This is a genomic window from Bradyrhizobium sp. Crot121 (genome assembly GCF_059512385.1).
Map to the genome: position 1 here is coordinate 67,475 of NZ_JCAMOR010000016.1, position 16,436 is coordinate 83,910.

General features: G+C 64.0%; 14 protein-coding genes. 9 read left to right on the forward strand and 5 right to left on the reverse strand.

The window, feature by feature from the left end; all coding sequences use genetic code 11:
* Positions 1–106: 106 nt before the first annotated feature.
* From AC5ZGW_RS16550 to AC5ZGW_RS16585, 8 genes are all read left to right on the forward strand, one after another.
* Positions 107–931, forward strand: coding sequence for an outer membrane protein (locus tag AC5ZGW_RS16550; RefSeq protein WP_028163854.1), 825 nt, complete (start codon positions 107–109; stop codon positions 929–931).
* A 78-nt stretch (positions 932–1,009) separates the two neighbouring features.
* A complete protein-coding gene (locus AC5ZGW_RS16555; protein WP_130227923.1) occupies positions 1,010–1,600 on the forward strand; it encodes a glutathione S-transferase family protein in 591 nt (196 codons plus the stop codon).
* A 17-nt stretch (positions 1,601–1,617) separates the two neighbouring features.
* Positions 1,618–2,088, forward strand: coding sequence for a GNAT family N-acetyltransferase (locus AC5ZGW_RS16560; protein WP_028163852.1), 471 nt, complete (start codon positions 1,618–1,620; stop codon positions 2,086–2,088).
* A gap of 237 nt (positions 2,089–2,325) precedes the next feature.
* Positions 2,326–2,514 carry a hypothetical protein gene (locus AC5ZGW_RS16565; RefSeq protein WP_028163851.1) on the forward strand — a complete coding sequence of 63 codons (189 nt, stop codon included), beginning with the start codon at positions 2,326–2,328 and terminating at the stop codon, positions 2,512–2,514.
* 78 nt (positions 2,515–2,592) lie between these two features.
* Positions 2,593–3,765 carry a phosphoserine transaminase gene (locus AC5ZGW_RS16570; protein ID WP_130227922.1) on the forward strand — a complete coding sequence of 391 codons (1,173 nt, stop codon included), beginning with the start codon at positions 2,593–2,595 and terminating at the stop codon, positions 3,763–3,765.
* 126 nt (positions 3,766–3,891) lie between these two features.
* Positions 3,892–5,481 (forward strand): phosphoglycerate dehydrogenase, encoded by a 1,590-nt coding sequence (serA, locus tag AC5ZGW_RS16575; RefSeq protein ID WP_130227921.1) that lies wholly within the window; start codon positions 3,892–3,894, stop codon positions 5,479–5,481.
* Positions 5,482–5,814: 333 nt separating this feature from the next.
* Positions 5,815–6,987: a thiolase family protein gene (locus tag AC5ZGW_RS16580; RefSeq protein WP_130227920.1), complete on the forward strand. Its 1,173-nt coding sequence runs from the start codon at positions 5,815–5,817 to the stop codon at positions 6,985–6,987.
* Between the two features lie 343 nt (positions 6,988–7,330).
* Positions 7,331–9,004, forward strand: coding sequence for a mucoidy inhibitor MuiA family protein (locus tag AC5ZGW_RS16585; protein WP_130227919.1), 1,674 nt, complete (start codon positions 7,331–7,333; stop codon positions 9,002–9,004).
* Between the two features lie 154 nt (positions 9,005–9,158).
* Here the strand turns inward: AC5ZGW_RS16585 and AC5ZGW_RS16590 are convergent, their stop codons facing one another.
* The 5 genes from AC5ZGW_RS16590 to AC5ZGW_RS16610 form a co-directional block, all read right to left on the reverse strand.
* The gene (locus tag AC5ZGW_RS16590; RefSeq protein WP_130227918.1) at positions 9,159–10,514 is read right to left on the reverse strand and encodes an esterase-like activity of phytase family protein; all 1,356 of its coding nucleotides are present in this window, start codon (positions 10,512–10,514) and stop codon (positions 9,159–9,161) included.
* A 209-nt stretch (positions 10,515–10,723) separates the two neighbouring features.
* Positions 10,724–11,518, reverse strand: coding sequence for a heme ABC transporter ATP-binding protein (locus AC5ZGW_RS16595; RefSeq protein ID WP_130227917.1), 795 nt, complete (start codon positions 11,516–11,518; stop codon positions 10,724–10,726).
* Positions 11,515–12,612 carry a FecCD family ABC transporter permease gene (locus tag AC5ZGW_RS16600; protein ID WP_496113935.1) on the reverse strand — a complete coding sequence of 366 codons (1,098 nt, stop codon included), beginning with the start codon at positions 12,610–12,612 and terminating at the stop codon, positions 11,515–11,517. Before AC5ZGW_RS16600 ends, AC5ZGW_RS16595 begins: the two co-directional genes overlap by 4 nt.
* On the reverse strand, positions 12,609–13,559 hold the full coding sequence (locus tag AC5ZGW_RS16605) for a heme/hemin ABC transporter substrate-binding protein (RefSeq protein ID WP_130227410.1): 951 nt from the start codon (positions 13,557–13,559) through the stop codon (positions 12,609–12,611). Before AC5ZGW_RS16605 ends, AC5ZGW_RS16600 begins: the two co-directional genes overlap by 4 nt.
* Before the next feature lie 7 nt (positions 13,560–13,566).
* Complete coding sequence (locus AC5ZGW_RS16610) at positions 13,567–13,773, reverse strand: hemin uptake protein HemP (protein ID WP_028163842.1); 207 nt, start codon at positions 13,771–13,773, stop codon at positions 13,567–13,569.
* A gap of 262 nt (positions 13,774–14,035) precedes the next feature.
* Between AC5ZGW_RS16610 and AC5ZGW_RS16615 the strand changes: the two genes are divergently transcribed.
* Positions 14,036–16,429: a TonB-dependent hemoglobin/transferrin/lactoferrin family receptor gene (locus AC5ZGW_RS16615; RefSeq protein WP_130227409.1), complete on the forward strand. Its 2,394-nt coding sequence runs from the start codon at positions 14,036–14,038 to the stop codon at positions 16,427–16,429.
* Positions 16,430–16,436: the final 7 nt, after the last annotated feature.

Consider the following 16,436-nt stretch of genomic DNA (forward strand, 5'->3'; position numbering starts at 1 on the left):
ATCACGCGGAAGATTGTGGCAAACGCGGCGCGTGACAACCATTGGTTAAGGTTAACGAGCGATGATCGTCTCCGGGTTTGGTTAAGTCGATTTGGGGGCGTGTGCGATGCGTAGGTTTCTGCTGGCGGCGGCAATGTGTGGCGCGGTGACGAGCGCAGAGGCCGCCGATCTTCCCGATCTCCCGGTGCTTCGCGGCAGCTTCACCGATGGGCTGACAACCTCCAGAGCTTACTGGGAAGGTCTCTACATTGGTGGCCAAGCCGGCTACGGATCGTCCGATGCCAATTTCGACAGCAAGCCGTCATCTTTGATCTCCTCGCTGATTTCCGACAACATCGTCCAGCAGATGGGCGTTGCGCAATGGAATCTCGGTCTCGGAAAGCAGACGGCGCGTTCGTCCGCATACGGAGCCTTTGTCGGATACAACTGGCAATGGAGTGACGTCGTGCTCGGCCTGGAGGCGAGCTACGTGCACGGCAGCTTCGGCGGCGCGGCCAGCGCCAGCAAGGAGCTTGTGAGCGGCGCCCCTCTCACCGACACCCGCTACCATGACGTCGGAGTCACCTCGGCGTCCTCGATCTCGATCTCGGACATCGCGACGTTCCGGGGGCGCGCAGCCTATGCGTTCGGATGCTTCCTACCTTATGCGTTCGGCGGCTTCGCGCTAGGCAAGGCCGACATTTCGCATAGTGCACTCGTTACGGACGCGGTGAGTGCCGATCCGTTTGGACCTTTCAGGCCGTTGATGCCATTGCGCGCGACCGATGCCGTGCACAATCACCTGATCTACGGCTACACGGCCGGCCTTGGCATCGACATCAATCTGGTCGGGGGCCTCTTCATGCGCGCGGAATGGGAATACATCCGCTTCACCACAACGGTCGATACCAACATCAACACAGTGCGCGCCGGTCTCGGCTACAAATTCTAGGCGCATTTGTGCCCCATGTGTTGACAGCTTCTGTTTCCACTGGTGCTCTGTCATTCGGGAGCAGGACAGCAGCCAGCCATGAAAATCTACGGTGACGACAAATCGGGCAATTGCCTGAAGGTGAAATGGGTGTGCGATTACCTCGCGCTGCCCTACACATGGATCGACGTCGACATCCTCAAGCAGGAGACGCGCAGTGCGGACTTCCTGAGCATGAACAGCGCCGGACAGGTGCCGACGATCGTGCTCGACGACGGCCGCGCTTTGGCGCAGTCCAACGCCATCATCCGCTATCTCGCCCGTGGCAGCGACCTCATCCCGTCAGATGATTTCGCCGCCGCGAAGATGGATGAGTGGCTGTTCTGGGAGCAATACAGCCACGAGCCCTATATCGCCGTGTGCCGGTTCCAGATGCGCTATCTCGGCAAATCCGCTTCCGAGCTCGATCCGGAGAAGGTCAAGCGCGGCCATGCGGCGCTGGCGCGGATGGAGCAGCAGCTTGCGCTGACGCCGTTCCTGGCCGGCAAGGCGCTCTCGCTCGCCGATGTGGCGCTGCTTGCCTACACGCGGCTCGCGCATGAGGGCGGCTTCGATCTCGGCGGCTATCCCGCGCTTCGCCGCTGGATTGGCGAGGCCGAGAACTCACTCGGGCTTGTGCCAGCACGCTAATTTTTTCGGAACACATCATGGCAACTGCGTCCTCGATCACGATCCGCCGCGCCCGTCGCGACGATGTTCCCGTCATCGTCGGCATGCTTGCGGATGATCGGCTTGGCAGCGCGCGCGAGCGGATCGAGGATCCCTTGCCTCAATCCTATTTCGCCGCGTTCGAGAAGGTCGATCGCGATCCGAATTTCAAGCTCGTGGTCGCCGAGGACGCTGACGGCGCAGTGGTCGGCTGCCTGCAACTATGCATCCTGCCGGGCATAAGTTCGCAAGGCGCCTCGCGCGGCCTGATCGAGGATGTGCGCGTTGCAACCCACTGCCGCAGCCGCGGCATCGGCGAGCAGATGGTGCAATGGGCGATCACTGAAGCGCGCGCGAGCGGTTGCATCCTCGTCGAACTGCTGACGCATCACACCCGCACCGACGCGCAGCGCTTCTATGAACGGCTTGGATTTCAACGCAGTCATATCGGCATGACGATGCGCTTCTGACTTGCGCCAAGCTGCGCGGGCAAGATCGCTGATCGCAGTGGTAGTCGTCGCTCTGCGTTCCGGTTAACAAGCGATAAACTACGCCGGCCTCCGTAATTTTACGGCCGGGAACGCTGCTGCTAGTTACGCGTCTCCCAGCGGCAGAACATGATCCGCAAGAGATCATGATCAAGCAAAGATCGAACGCGATGCCGGTCCAAAGTCTTCGCGTTCTGGGACAGCTTGGGGATATTTCAGATGAAGCGATATTCAATCGTCAGGGCGGGCAACGAATACATCGTGCAGGCCGATGAAAAGAGCATCATGAGAGTCTCCAGCCGGCGGAAGGCCGTCAAGCTGGTGAACGATGCGGCCGGACTGCTTGATCAGGCGCCATCGCCCGACGAGGCGCCATCAATCGCCTGTGATCATCAGGAAGTTCCTTGACGAGTCTTTACCCTTCCACTATCTCCGGCGGCGGGAAACCTCTCCCCACCGAGAGGCAGCTATCTGGAAGGGTAGATCATGACTGCAGCGAAGCCCGCTTCGCGGCCGAACGTGCCGCATTTCTCCTCCGGCCCCTGCGCCAAGCGCCCCGGCTGGACTCCCCAAAATCTCAAGGACGCCGCGCTCGGCCGCTCGCATCGCGCGAAGATCGGCAAGGCCAAGCTCAAGCAAGCTATTGAGCTGACGCGCGAAGTGCTGGAGGTGCCGGCCGACTACAAGATCGGCATCGTGCCAGCCTCCGACACCGGCGCTGTCGAGATGGCGCTGTGGTCGCTGCTCGGTGCGCGGCCCGTCACGACGCTGGCCTGGGAATCGTTCGGCGAGGGCTGGGTCAGCGACATCGTCAAGGAACTGAAGCTCAAGGACGTTACCAAGCTCAACGCCGGCTATGGCGAGATCCCGGATCTCTCCAAGGTCGATCCGGCAAGTGACGTCGTCTTCACCTGGAACGGCACCACCTCTGGTGTCCGCGTGCCGAACGCCGACTGGATCAGCGCGACCCGCGAAGGCCTCACCATCTGCGACGCGACCTCGGCGGCATTCGCGCAGCCGCTCGACTGGCCGAAGCTCGACGTCATCACCTTCTCCTGGCAGAAGGCGCTGGGCGGCGAGGCCGCGCATGGCATGCTGATCCTCTCGCCGCGCGCGGTGGAGCGGCTCGAGACCTACAAGCCGGCCTGGCCGCTGCCGAAGATCTTCCGCATGACCAAGGGCGGCAAGCTCAACCAGGGCATCTTCGAAGGCGAGACCATCAACACGCCGTCGATGCTCTGCGTCGAGGACTATCTCGATGCGCTCGACTGGGCGAAATCGATCGGCGGCCTGAAGGCGCTGATCGCGCGCGCCGACGCCAGCACCAAGGTGCTCGCCGACTGGAAGGCGCGGACGCCGTGGATCGATTTCCTGGCCAAGGATCCCGCGATCCGTTCCAACACCTCGGTGTGCCTGAAGATCACGGATCCCGCGATCACCTCGCTCGCGCCGGACCTGCAGGCCGACTTCTGCAAGAAGCTGGTTGCCCTGGTTGAGAAGGAGAATGCGGGCTTCGACTTCGCGCACTATCGCGATGCGCCGGCAGGCCTGCGTATCTGGTGCGGCGCCACCGTGGAAGCCAAGGACGTCGAACTGCTCACGCAGTGGATCGACTGGGCCTTCGCTGAGACCAAGGCCTCGCTGCCGAAGGCCGCGTAAGTAACGTCACCTCTTCATCGTCATGGCCGGGCTTGACCCGGCCATCCATCACGAAAAGAAGATGGATTCGCGAGGCAGGTTCGCGGGTGACGCCATCAGTGCATCGTCCATCGAGGGACCACTCCCATGAGCAAACCCAAAGTTCTCATTTCCGACGCCCTGTCGCCCGCGGCCGTGCAGATCTTCAAAGATCGCGGCGTCGAGGTCGACTTCCAGCCCAATCTCGGCAAGGACAAGGAAAAGCTCGCCGAGATCATCGGCAACTATGACGGCCTCGCGATCCGCTCGGCGACCAAGGCGACCGCCAAGATCATCGAGAAGGCCACCAGGCTGAAGGTGATCGGCCGCGCCGGCATCGGCGTTGACAACGTCGAGATCCCGGCGGCGACGGCCAAGGGCATCATCGTGATGAACACGCCGTTCGGCAATTCGATCACGACCGCCGAGCACGCGATCACGCTGATGCTGGCGCTCGCTCGCGAGATCCCGCAGGCCGATGCCTCGACGCAGGCCGGCAAGTGGGAGAAGAACCGCTTCATGGGCGTCGAGATCACCAACAAGACGCTCGGCGTGGTCGGCTGCGGCAATATCGGCTCGATCGTCTGCGACCGCGCGCTCGGCCTGCGCATGAAGGTGATCGCCTTCGATCCGTTCCTGTCGCCGGAGCGCGCCAAGGATATCGGGGTCGAGAAGGTCGAGCTCGACGATCTCTTCAAGCGCGCCGATTTCATCACCCTGCACACGCCGCTCACCGACAAGACCCGCAACATCATCGATGCCGCAGCGCTTGCGAAGATGAAGCAGGGCGTCCGCATCGTCAATTGCGCCCGCGGCGGCCTCGTCGACGAGCAGGCACTGGTCGACGCGCTCAATTCCAAGCATGTCGCGGGCGCCGCCTTCGACGTGTTCTCCGAGGAGCCGGCGACCTCGAACATCCTGTTCGGCCATCCCAACGTGATCTGCACCCCGCATCTCGGCGCGTCCACCACGGAAGCGCAGGAGAATGTCGCGCTGCAGGTCGCCGAGCAGATGTCGGATTATCTGCTCACCGGTGCGATCTCCAACGCCATCAACTTCCCCTCGATCACGGCCGAGGAGGCGCCGAAGCTGAAGCCGTTCATCGAGCTCGCCGAGAAGCTCGGCTCGTTCGCCGGCCAGCTCACCGAGAGCGGCATCGTCAAGACCCAGATCACCTATGAGGGCCATGTCGCCGAGATGAAGATCAAGGCGCTGACCTCGGCGGTGCTGTCGGGCCTGCTGCGGCCGATGCTGGGCGACGTCAACGTCGTCTCCGCGCCTGTCGTTGCCAAGGAGCGCGGCATGGTGGTCGACGAGGTGACGCGCGCCGCGCAGAGCGACTATGAGAGCCTGATCACCGTGACCGTGACGACGGAGCGGCAGGAACGCTCGGTGTCCGGCACCGTCTATCACGACGGCAAGCCGCGGCTGGTCGACATCAAGGGCATCCGCGTCGACGCCGAGTTCGGCAAGTCGATGATCTATGTGACCAACGAGGATAAGCCGGGCTTCATCGGCAAGTTCGCAAGCCTGCTCGGCGACGCCAAGATCAACATCGCGACCTTCCATCTCGGCCGCGTCGCGCAAGGCGGCGACGCGATCGCGCTGGTCGAGGTCGACGGCCCGGTGCCGGCGGACGTGCTCGCCAAGGTGCAGGCGCTGCCGCAGGTCAAGCAGGTCAAGGCGCTGGTGTTCTGAACGCACGAGGTGCCAATTGCCGCGCCCTCGCCCCTTGTGGGAGAGGGCAGCTCCGCCGTCAGCACCAGACTCATTCGGGTGAGGGGTTGTCTCCACGAGCGCCGTCGCCCGTGGAGACAACCCCTCATCCGTCGCGCATTGCATGCGCGACACCTTCTCCCACAAGGGGAGAAGGGAAGGCAGTCCCGCCGCTAGATCCAGATATTCCGACCTGCGGAACATGACGCCGCCTCCGGCATCGGAGGCGGCGTTTGTCGTTTGGCACCCGACAAAATCCGTGTACGAATGGGCCAAGACCGGTCATCAGGCCGTCCGAACAAGGGAGAAAACACAATGCGTGAAGCCGTTATTGTTTCCTATGCACGCACGGGGCTGGCGAAGTCCGCCCGCGGTGGGTTCAACATCACCCCGCCGATGTCGCTGGCGGCGCACGCCATCAAGCATGCCGTCGAGCGCGCCGGCGTCGACAAGGAATATGTCGAGGATTGCTATCTCGGCAATTGCGCCCACGGCGCGCCCAATATCGGCCGTCAGGCCGCGCTGCTCGCCGGCCTGCCGAAGTCGACCGCGGGTGTCTCGGTGAACCGCTTCTGCTCCTCGGGGCTGCAGACCATCGCGATGGCCGCCAACTCGATCCGTTCCGATGGCGCCGAATGCATCGTCGCCGGCGGCGTCGAGAGCATCTCGATTCCCGGCGGCGGCACGCCGAAGGAATCGGTCGATCCGGAGCTGCTCAAGACCGCGCCCGACATCTTCATGGCGATGATCGACACCGCCGACATCGTCGCCGAGCGCTACAAGCTGAGCCGCGAATATCAGGACGAGTTTTCGCTGGAGTCGCAGCGCCGCATGGCGGCCGCACAGCAGGCGAACAAGTTCAAGGACGAGATCGTCCCGATGAAGACCCAGATGAAGGTGGTCGACAAGGTGACGAAGGAAGAGAGCATCAAGGACTATGTCGTCGACCGCGACGAGTGCAACCGTCCCGACACCACGATCGAGGGTCTCGCGAAGCTCGAGCCGGTGAGGGGCGCCGGCAAGTACATCACCGCCGGCAATGCCAGCCAGCTTTCCGACGGCGCCGCCGCCGTGGTGCTGATGGAAGCCAAGGACGCTGAGAAGCGCGGCCTGCAGCCGCTGGGCCGCTTCGTCGCCTGGGCGACCGCCGGCTGCGAGCCGGACGAGATGGGCATCGGACCCGTGTTCGCGGTGCCGAAGCTGTTGAAGCGCCACAGCCTGAAGATCGACGACATCGATCTCTGGGAGCTCAACGAAGCCTTCGCCAGCCAGTGCCTCTACTGCCGCGACCAGCTCGGCATCGATCCCGAGAAGTACAATGTCAATGGCGGCTCGATCGCGATCGGCCACCCCTTCGGCATGACCGGCGCGCGCCTCACCGGCCACCTGCTGCAGGAAGGCCGCCGCCGCAAGGCCAAGTGGGGCGTCGTCACCATGTGCATCGGCGGCGGTCAGGGCGGCGCCGGGCTGTTTGAAATCTATAGCTGAGAACGGCTTCGGCTGAACGCGAGATGAACCAAAGCACGGCGCCCCCAAGCGCCGTGCTTTTTTTGTGGGCCGCGCTCTCCCCTCCCGTCATTGCGAGCGCAGCGAAGCAATCCATTGCCAGCCTCGAACGCGGACGGATGGATTGCTTCGCTGCGCTCGCAATGACGGGGGAGGGATTAGCGCGCAACTGGATACCGCAGGTTTGTGGTCTCCATCTTTGTGGCACCCCAATCGAACCGGTTTCTTTCTCGCTGCGTCTCACCACCGATGGGGGTGTGACATCAGCCACTGTCCGGCAGTGCCGACAGGCTGAAGTCTGCGCGCTATGCAGGAAAGGAATCCAATGCGTTTGATTGCCAATTGTCTTGTCACCACCAGTCTGGTGCTGGTCACCGCGCTTGCCGCTTTGCCGGCGCGCGCGGCTGACATCGATGCATCTTCGACGGTGGATGCGGTGACCGTCTATCCCGATGGTGCGAGTGTCACCCGCGTCATCACGCTCGATCTGCCGTCCGGCGACAGCACGCTGGTCGCCAGGGATTTTCCGCTGTCGCTCGATCCATCCTCGCTGCGCGTTGAAGGCGACGCCGACGGCAAGCTGACGATCGGCTCGATCGACGCGCGCCAGCCGCGCGCGGCGCCGCCGGTCAACCTGCCCGAGCTCGACAAGCGGATCGAGGCGCTGAAGGACGAGCACGCCAATCTGCAAGGGGCGATCGACGCCGCCAGGGCCCGCCGCCAGTTCGCCGCGCGTTTTGCCGAAGCCGCCCCGGTCGGCATCGGCGAGAAGGGCGAGGCGCGGCCGCTGTCCGAATGGCGCGCCGCTTTTGCTGCCGTTTCCGAGGAGATCGCGATCGCCGATACCGCGATCCGCGAAGCCGAGCGCAAGCAGCGCGATCTCGACCGCGAGATCGCGCGGCTGGAATCCGACCGCGCCGCCAAGCCGCCAAGCAAGCTCGAGGTCCGTATCGACCTCGCCGCCGCGACTGCTGCGAAAGCCACCCTGCGCGTCACCTATTCGGTGCGCAATGCGCGCTGGGCGCCGATCTACGACGCGCGCCTCGATACCGCCGCCAGAGATCGAAAACCCTCGCTGGAACTGGTGCGCCGCGCCGAGATCACGCAGTCGACCGGCGAGGACTGGTCGAACGTCGCGCTCGGCGTCTCCACCGTGCGCATTGCCCGTGGCGACAGCGCGCCCGAATTGAATTCGCTGCTCGTGCAGTATCCTCAGCCTCCGCGCCCGGTGCCGCTGTCAAGCGCCGTGCCGGAGCTGGCGCGGCCGGCGACCGCACTGCGCTCGGCGCCAGCCGCGAAGGCCGCCGAGGCGTTCGATGCGCGCGAGCGCGCCGACGAGCAGCAGGCCGTGGCCGAGATCGGCGACTTCCAGGCCACCTTCAAAATCCCCGGCCGCGTCAGCCTCGGTGCCAGCGAGGGAGCCAAGAGCCTGCGCATCGGAAGCAGCGGGATCGCGCCCGAGCTGACGATCCGCGCCGTGCCGGTGCTCGATCCGACGGCGTTCCTGGAGGCGAGCTTCAAGCAGGCCGAGGACGCGCCGCTGTTGCCCGGCCGCGTCGCGATCTATCGTGATGGCGTCTTCGTCGGGCGCAGCAAAATCGCGTCCGCCGGCAAGGGCGAAACGGTGCGGCTCGGCTTCGGCGCCGACGACAAGGTCAAGGTCGAGCGCTCGGTGGTCAAGCGCAACGAGGGCTCGGCGGGTCTGATCGTGACGACATCGAAGACCGACGAACGCGCGTTCAAGACCAGCATCCGCAACGGCCATGATTTCCCGATCCGCGTCGCGATCGAGGATCAGCTCCCGGTCAGCGAGAGCGAGGAGATCGTGGTCGAGATGCTGCCGCAGACCACGCCGCCGACCGCGACCAATCTGCGCGACAGGCGCGGCGTGCTGCAATGGACGTTCGATGCGAAACCAAGCGAGCTGAAGGAGATCAACTTCGCCTGGCGCATCCGCTGGCCCAAGGACAAGGGCGTCGTGATGACGCCGGCAGGGTAGGTGGTTCTTACCTCGCCCCGCTCTTGCGGGGAGAGGTAAGATTGCGAAGCAATCCGGGTGAGGGGCTCTCTCCGCGAATACATCTGCCACCGTAATCGTGGAGAGAGCCCCTCACCCAACCCTCTCCCCGTGAAGAACGGGGAGAGGGAGTCACTCACTTCGCCTTCAGGAACTCACCCACTTCCAGCAGCACGAACTCGTTGTCGTCGGCCTTGTTAGGATCGCGGCTCGAGGAGAACGGCAGGTTGTTGTCGTTGCCGACGATGATGTGGGTGTCGTCGACCTTGTCGACGTTCTCGATGGTGAAGAACGGAAAGGTCAGCACGCCGTCATTGAGCGGCTTCTTCGCCTTCTTGTCGGGATCGCGGATCTTCATCAGGTCGATATAGGCGACCTTGCGCACGGGCTTGCCGACATTGGCATCCGAGAGCTCGACCTTGTAGACGCGCTTGAACTTGGCGAGATCGGGGAAGCAGTTCTCGCCGCGCTGTCCCTGCGGGCACGCCTTGTCCGCGGTGCCCTCGCCATTGTCGCGCTCGATGATCAGGCCTTGGATCGGGTCGATCATGTTGAAGTCGCCGATGGCATTGCCGTTCTGCTCGAACACATAGTGCCAGTAGCGGCCGGTGAATTTCTCGTTCGCGACGTCGAACTCGAGGATGCGAGAGGCTTCCTTGCCGTCGACCTTCTCCCAGTCCTTCTTCTCGGCATCCCACAGCGGGCCCTCGAGCAGGCCGTACAGGAACTTGCCGTCCTTCGAGGAGGCAAAGCCTTCGTAGCCCTTGGAGCGGCGCAGGTTGACGGTGGCGTAGCTGGCGCCCGGCGCGCCCGGCGACTGCACCGACCAGTGATCGGGCGAGCGCACCGGCTTGCCGTCGGCGATGCTGTCGAACACGGCCAGCACCTTGCCGGTCTTGTCAGCCTTGATCACGTAGGGCCCGAACTCGTCGCCGATCCAGAACGTGTCGCCGATGATCTGGAAGCCTTCGGTGTCGAAATCGGCGCCGGTGAGATAGCGCTTGGCAGTATCCTCATGCACGATGCGGAACGGCACCTTCTTGTCGGGGTCGTGCAGGAACACGGTTTCCTGACGCTCGATCTTGCCGCTTGTCCAGTCGATCTTGTGCCGGTTCAGGTACAGCATCGAATCGGCTGAGTTGTAGCGCGAGCCCATGCCATTGTCGGTGAGCACCCAGAACGTGCCGTCCGCCATCACCTTGATGCCGGAATGGCCCTGCAGCGGCTGGCCCTTGAACGGCAGCGAGACGCCGGTCGGCCGCTCGTAGGACTTGCCCATCACGGTGCCGGTGGCGTCGACGCGGCGGCCGGTGGTGTATTTGCCCGAGGTCTTGAGATCGTTTGGTGCATCGGCCGGCGCGTCGATGAAGCTTTCCGCCGGAAGCACGGCGTGGCCCTTGAGGGTCGCCGGATATTCGCCTTCGCCCTGCGCGAAGGCGGCTCCCGAGAGCAGCACGATGGACGCGACGGAGCAAAGCAGTGATTTGCGCATGTTGATCTCCCCTGAAGATAAACGCGGCGGAGTTCTGGGAGGCGCGTGTTACATGGCGCTGACAGTTTTGTGACGGCTAGAGCATATTCGGTTCTGATGGAATCAGAACCGAAGCTCTAGATTCTTGTCTTGACGCGTTTCTTCACGCGAACCGGTGTCCACTTCGCTCGAAAACGCTCTAACGATTGCCGCTGGATATGCCTGCGGCGTTACGTCACCGGTCGCATCGTTTGCGGCAGCAGGAAGGGGATGCCGCTCTCAGTATGGTCGATCGTGGCGTCGATCTCGAAGATGGTGCGGATCGTCTCCGCGGTCATCGCCTCGCTGCGGCCGCCGTCGACCGCAAGCCGGCCGCGATGCAGGAGAACGAGACGGTCGGCAAAGCGCATCGCGAGGTTGAGGTCGTGCAGGATCGCGATCACAGCGGTGCCGTTCTGCGCGCGGCGGCGGGCGGTCTCGACCAGGTCGATCTGGTGCCTGAGATCGAGGCTCGAGGTCGGCTCGTCCAGCAGCAACAGGCCCGCACCGTTCTGTGCTTCGCCGCAGGCGAGCTGCACCAGCACGCGGGCGAAATGCGCGCGCTGCTGCTCGCCGCCCGACAGCGTCGGCAATTGGCGATGGCGGAAGCCGCTCAGCCCGACCTCATCCAGTGCGGACTCGACCAGCGGCGCGGCCGTCGCGCGCGAATTGTCGCCCGCGCCCATGTAGACGATTTCCTCTACCGTGAACGGGAAGGTGACGTTGACATGCTGCGACAGCATGGCGCGATGCCGCGCCAATTCGCGCGGCGGATAGGCGCGGAGCGCGCGCTGCTTCAATTCGACCGTGCCGCGGGTCGGCGTGATGTCGCCGGACAGCATGCGCAGCAGCGTCGACTTGCCGGCGCCGTTCGGCCCCACGATCGCGATCATCTCGCCCGGATTGACACGCAGATCGACGGCATCGACCAGCGTGGCGCCACTGACCACGACCGAGACCGCCTTCGCCTGCAGCATCGGTGTCATAGCGAAACCAAGCTGCGCTGCCGCAGCAGGATGGCGAGGAAGAACGGCGCGCCGACTGCCGCCGTCAGGACGCCGATCGGCATTTCCGCCGGCGCCACGATAGTGCGGGCCATCGTGTCGGCGCCGACCAAAAGCACGGCGCCCAGCAGCACCGAGGCCGGCAGCAGCAGCCGGTGCGCCGGTCCGATCGCGAGCCGGAGCAGATGCGGCACCACGATGCCGACAAAGCCGACGACGCCGCACACGGAGACCGCGACCCCCGTCATGGCTGAAACCAGGATGATGGAAATCCGTTTCAATCGCTCGACGTCGACGCCGCTGTGAAAAGCCTCGGCCTCGCCGAGCACGAGCACATCGAGCCCGCGCGCGATCGACAGGCACGCGAGCAGCGCAACAGTGAGCACCGGCGCCAGTGTCGCGATCTTACCCCAGGTCGCGCCGCTCATCGAGCCCAGCATCCAGAAGGTGATGTCGCGGAGCTGGCGGTCGTCGGCGACGAAGACCAGAAGCCCGATGCCCGCATTGGCGATCGCGGCGATCGCAATTCCCGCCAGCAGGAAGATCGCGATCGACGTCCGACCGGCGCGGCTTGCGATGCTGTAGAGGAGGATGGTCATCACCAGCGAGCCGACGAACGCCGACAGCGGCAGCAATTGGTGCTGCATAAAGCGAACGCTCTCGCCGATGTGGCTGTCTGTGAAGACGATCGCGGCGGCCGCAGCAAAGGCACCGCCGCTGGAGACGCCGACAAGCGCGGGATCGGCGAGGGGATTGCGGAACAACCCCTGCATGATCGCGCCGGATGCCGCCAGGAGGCTGCCAACCATCGCGGCGGCGACGATCCGCGGAATCCGGATCGACCACAGCACGAGCTGGTCGCGCGCAACCAGCGGATTGGCCGCTCCGTCGCCCCACAGGCCGAGCGCGGCGGGAAGGCGGGCGAGGGGGATTCCGGCGGCACCCAGGGTCACCGCAATGAGCGCAGTGCCGACGAGCGCGGCGCAAAGGCAAAGCAGCGTCAGCGTTGCCGGCGGCCGCGGGCGCTTGGTACGAGGATCGGCAGTATTGCCACGCGCGTCCGCCAAGGCGCTCATCGCCGGCAATTCGCCGCGAGCGCCGCGGGCACGAACTTCTCTGCCTGAGGCGCCAGCGCCGGGTATAGCTTCGTGGAAAGGTCGCGCGCTGCAGCCGCCGTGCGCGGTCCGAAGCCAAGCAGATAGAGTCCTTCCATCGAGATGAAGCTCTTGTTCGCCGCGACCGGCGTCAGCGCGAAGGCCGGATGCGCATAGATCGCCTCGGCTTCCAGCGAATCCTTGCCGCGCTGGATCGACAGCACGACGTCGGGCTTGGCGGCGACGATCGCCTCGTCGCTGACGATCTTGTAGCCGTCATAGCCCTCGACCGCATTGACGCCGCCGGCGAGCTGGATGATCTCGTTCGCCGCCGTTTTCCGGCCTGCCGCCATGGCGCGGCCGTTGAGCAGCGACATCACGAACATCACCCGCACCGGCTTTGTGACCTTGGCGCGCAGCTCGCGCAATTGCGCGAGATCATGCGCGACGGCGGTGGTCAGGCATTCGGCGCGCGGATCGGCATCCATGGCGTGGCCGACCAGTTTGATCTTGTCGAGCAATCCCTGCTCGGAGAAGGTTTCGGGCACTAGCACCAGCGGCACCTTGGCCGCTTCCAGCACGTCCATGGTTTCCTTCGGTCCCGAACCCTGCACCGCCAGCACCAGCGACGGGTTGAGCCCGAGCACGCCCTCGGGCGAGAGCTGGCGCATATAGCCGACATTGGGTTTGTCGCGCAGCGCGGCGGCCGGATAGAGGCTGGTCGCATCGACGCCGGCGACACGGTCTTCGAAGCCGAGCGCATAAAGGATTTCGGTGATCGCCCCGCCGATCGAGACGATTCGCGAGGGGTTGTCGATGATGACGTCGCGGTCGCGCGCATCATGCACGGTGGTGTTTGCGGCCGGTGCCGCCTCAACGGGCAAGAGGCTGGCGATCAGCAGGATTGCGAGCGTGCGACAAATTGCCATTGAGGGATCACTTGGTCAGGATCAGCTTGTTCTGCGACGTCAGACGCAACCGGTAAATCTCGTTGCCATGCGCGATCATGATCTCCCGTTCGGTCTGAAACAGCTCGCGGCTGTCGATCCGGTTGCCGGTCATCGAGAGGTTTCTCACGGCAGGTGAGGCATTTGCTGCGCGCCCCCCGGCGCCTTCGGTATTGTCTCCGGAAGTTGCCGCCATATCCTCTTTGCTGCGCCCCGAACGTTCTCTGGATGGCTGTTTGTACAGGTCGCCCGCACCGCAATCCAATCGCTGCAGTTTACAATCGATATAAACTGCGCCGTGCCGTTGTTGACCACTTTGTTACCGCGACGTAACGAATGTGAACGTAGCGCGGGCGTGTGACCCGCACTGTGTATTTTGGTAGCCAGCAAGCCGCCCGCATCATTTCGCGAGCGCACGCCAGCCAGACCCAAAAAGCAGATCTTTGGATTGGGGCAATATGGCTGACGGGGCTAGGATTTCGCGCGCCCTCATTTTGGGCGCATCAGTGGTTACAATCGGATTGCTGCTTCTCGAGTCCGGGTTCGCCCAGGCCGCGGACGCGCACCCGACTGGTCGCGCGACGGAGCGCGCCAAGCCGGCAAAGCGCAAGCCGGCAAAGCCGAAAGTCGAGCAGCAGGCGGCCGCGCCCGTAATGAATGCGCGCGCGCAGATCGGTGCCGTGACGGTGCAATCGCTCGACACCATCACCGTTGCCGCATCGAAGATCGAGGAGCGCGCAATCGACGCGCTAGCGCCCGTCAGCGTCGTTACGCTCGAGCAGATCCAGGGCCGCCAGCCCAGCACGATCGGCGATCTCCTCTATAATCTGCCCGGCGTCTGGGTGCAGGATCGCGGCGACGAGCCGTCGACGTCGATCAACATCCGCGGCCTGCAGGACTTTGGTCGCGTTGCGGTGGTGGTCGATGGCGCCCGGCAGAACTACCAGCGCACCGGCCACTTCGCGAACGGCTCCTTCTTCCTCAATCCGGAATTGATCAGCAGCATCGACATCGTGCGCGGTCCGACGGCGAACATCTACGGCTCCGGCGCGATCGGCGGCGTGGCCTCGTTCCGCACCAAGGACATCGAGGATGTGGTGCGCCCCGGCGAGCGCTGGGGCGTCGACTACAAGAATGTGTTCGGCAGCAATGAGGGGCGCTGGCTCACCTCGGTTTTCGGCGGCGTTCGTGTCAATCCCAATGTCGACGTGTTCGCCGGCGGCACCTACAGCACGCAGGAGAACTACAAGGACGGCACCGGGTTCGAAGTCGCCAATACCGGCAACCGGCTCTCCAGCGGCATTGCCAAGCTGACGGTGCGCCCGGCCGACGGACACGAAGTCAAGCTCGGCACCATCTTCCAGGAAGACATCTACAGCGTCGGGCAGCCGGCGCGGCGCGCGGGCGATCCCAACTCGACCAATGCGAACGGCACCAACAATCTCTCCGGCACGTCGATCTACGCCAGCAACGTGAAGAACTACACGACGACGCTCGGCTGGACCTATTCGCAGCCTGACGACCGGTTGTTTGACTGGGATGCGAAGGTTTACTGGAATCGCACCGAGAACGACCAGATCAAGACCGGGCACACCAGCACTACACCGTCGGCCTTCTGCGGCGGCGTGCCCGGCAACGCGGTCTCCGGCTGTATCGGCAGCAATCGCGGCTACCTCCTGGATACGTACGGCGTCGACATCCACAACACCTCACGTTTCGATTTGTTGGACTGGCACAATGCCATCACCTACGGTCTCGACGCATTCCAGGACGAGGTGAGCACGAACGACAGGAGCGGCACGTCCGAGGTGACGACGCCAGGTGGCCGGCGCACGGTGTCGGGCGGCTTCGTGCAGTGGAAGGCCAATTACCAGAACCTGGTCGAAACCATCTCGGCGCTGCGTTACGACAATTACCAGTTGGAATCGGGGACGACGTCCACCAGCGGCGACCGCCTGTCGCCGAAGATCACGGTCGGACTGATGCCTGCCGCGATGCTGACGCCCTATGTCAGCTATGCCGAAGGCTACCGCGCGCCGTCGATCACCGAGACGCTCGTCAACGGCCCGCATTCCGGCGCCACCATCAACGACTCGTTCTTCCGCTGTCCGTCGGGCACGCCGGGACCCGGCGCCGACTCGACATTCTGCTTCGTCCCCAACCCGAACCTGAAGCCCGAGATCGGCAAGAACAAGGAAATCGGCTTCAACCTGAAGAAGAACGACCTGTTCGTGCCCGGCGACAGCATCCGCGGCAAGTTCAACTTCTTCCGCAACGACATCGAGAACTACATCGATCTGGTGTCGTACGGACCTCCGCTCGTGGTTCCGACCGGTCCGCCGCCCGCACCGCGCATCACCGTATTGCCCTTCGTGCAGTACCAGAACATCGCCGAGGCCCGAATCGAGGGTTTCGAAGCCGAGACGATGTATGATGCCAGAACCTGGTTCGTCGGCATTGCCGGGAGCTACATGCAGGGCAAGAACCTCCAGACCGGCCTCGGGCTCTACAGCATTCCGCCGCAGAAGATCACGACGACGGCCGGCGTGCGCCTGCTCGACAACACGCTGGTGATCTCCGCGATGTGGACGTCGGCGCTGGCCAACAACAATATCCCGCCGACCTTCACGCCGGCGACGTCCTACGATCTCGTGAACCTCTACGTGGCCTATACGCCGACGCGCGATCTGGTGCTCAACTTCTCGGTCGAGAACCTCCTGGATCAATACTACCGTCCCTACGCCATTCCGGTCGGCTCCACCGGCGACACCCAGAACGACGTCAAATGGGCCAGCGCGGGGCCGGGGATCGTCTTCAAGGGCGGCCTCAGATATCACTTTGGAGGGACCTGATCGAGGA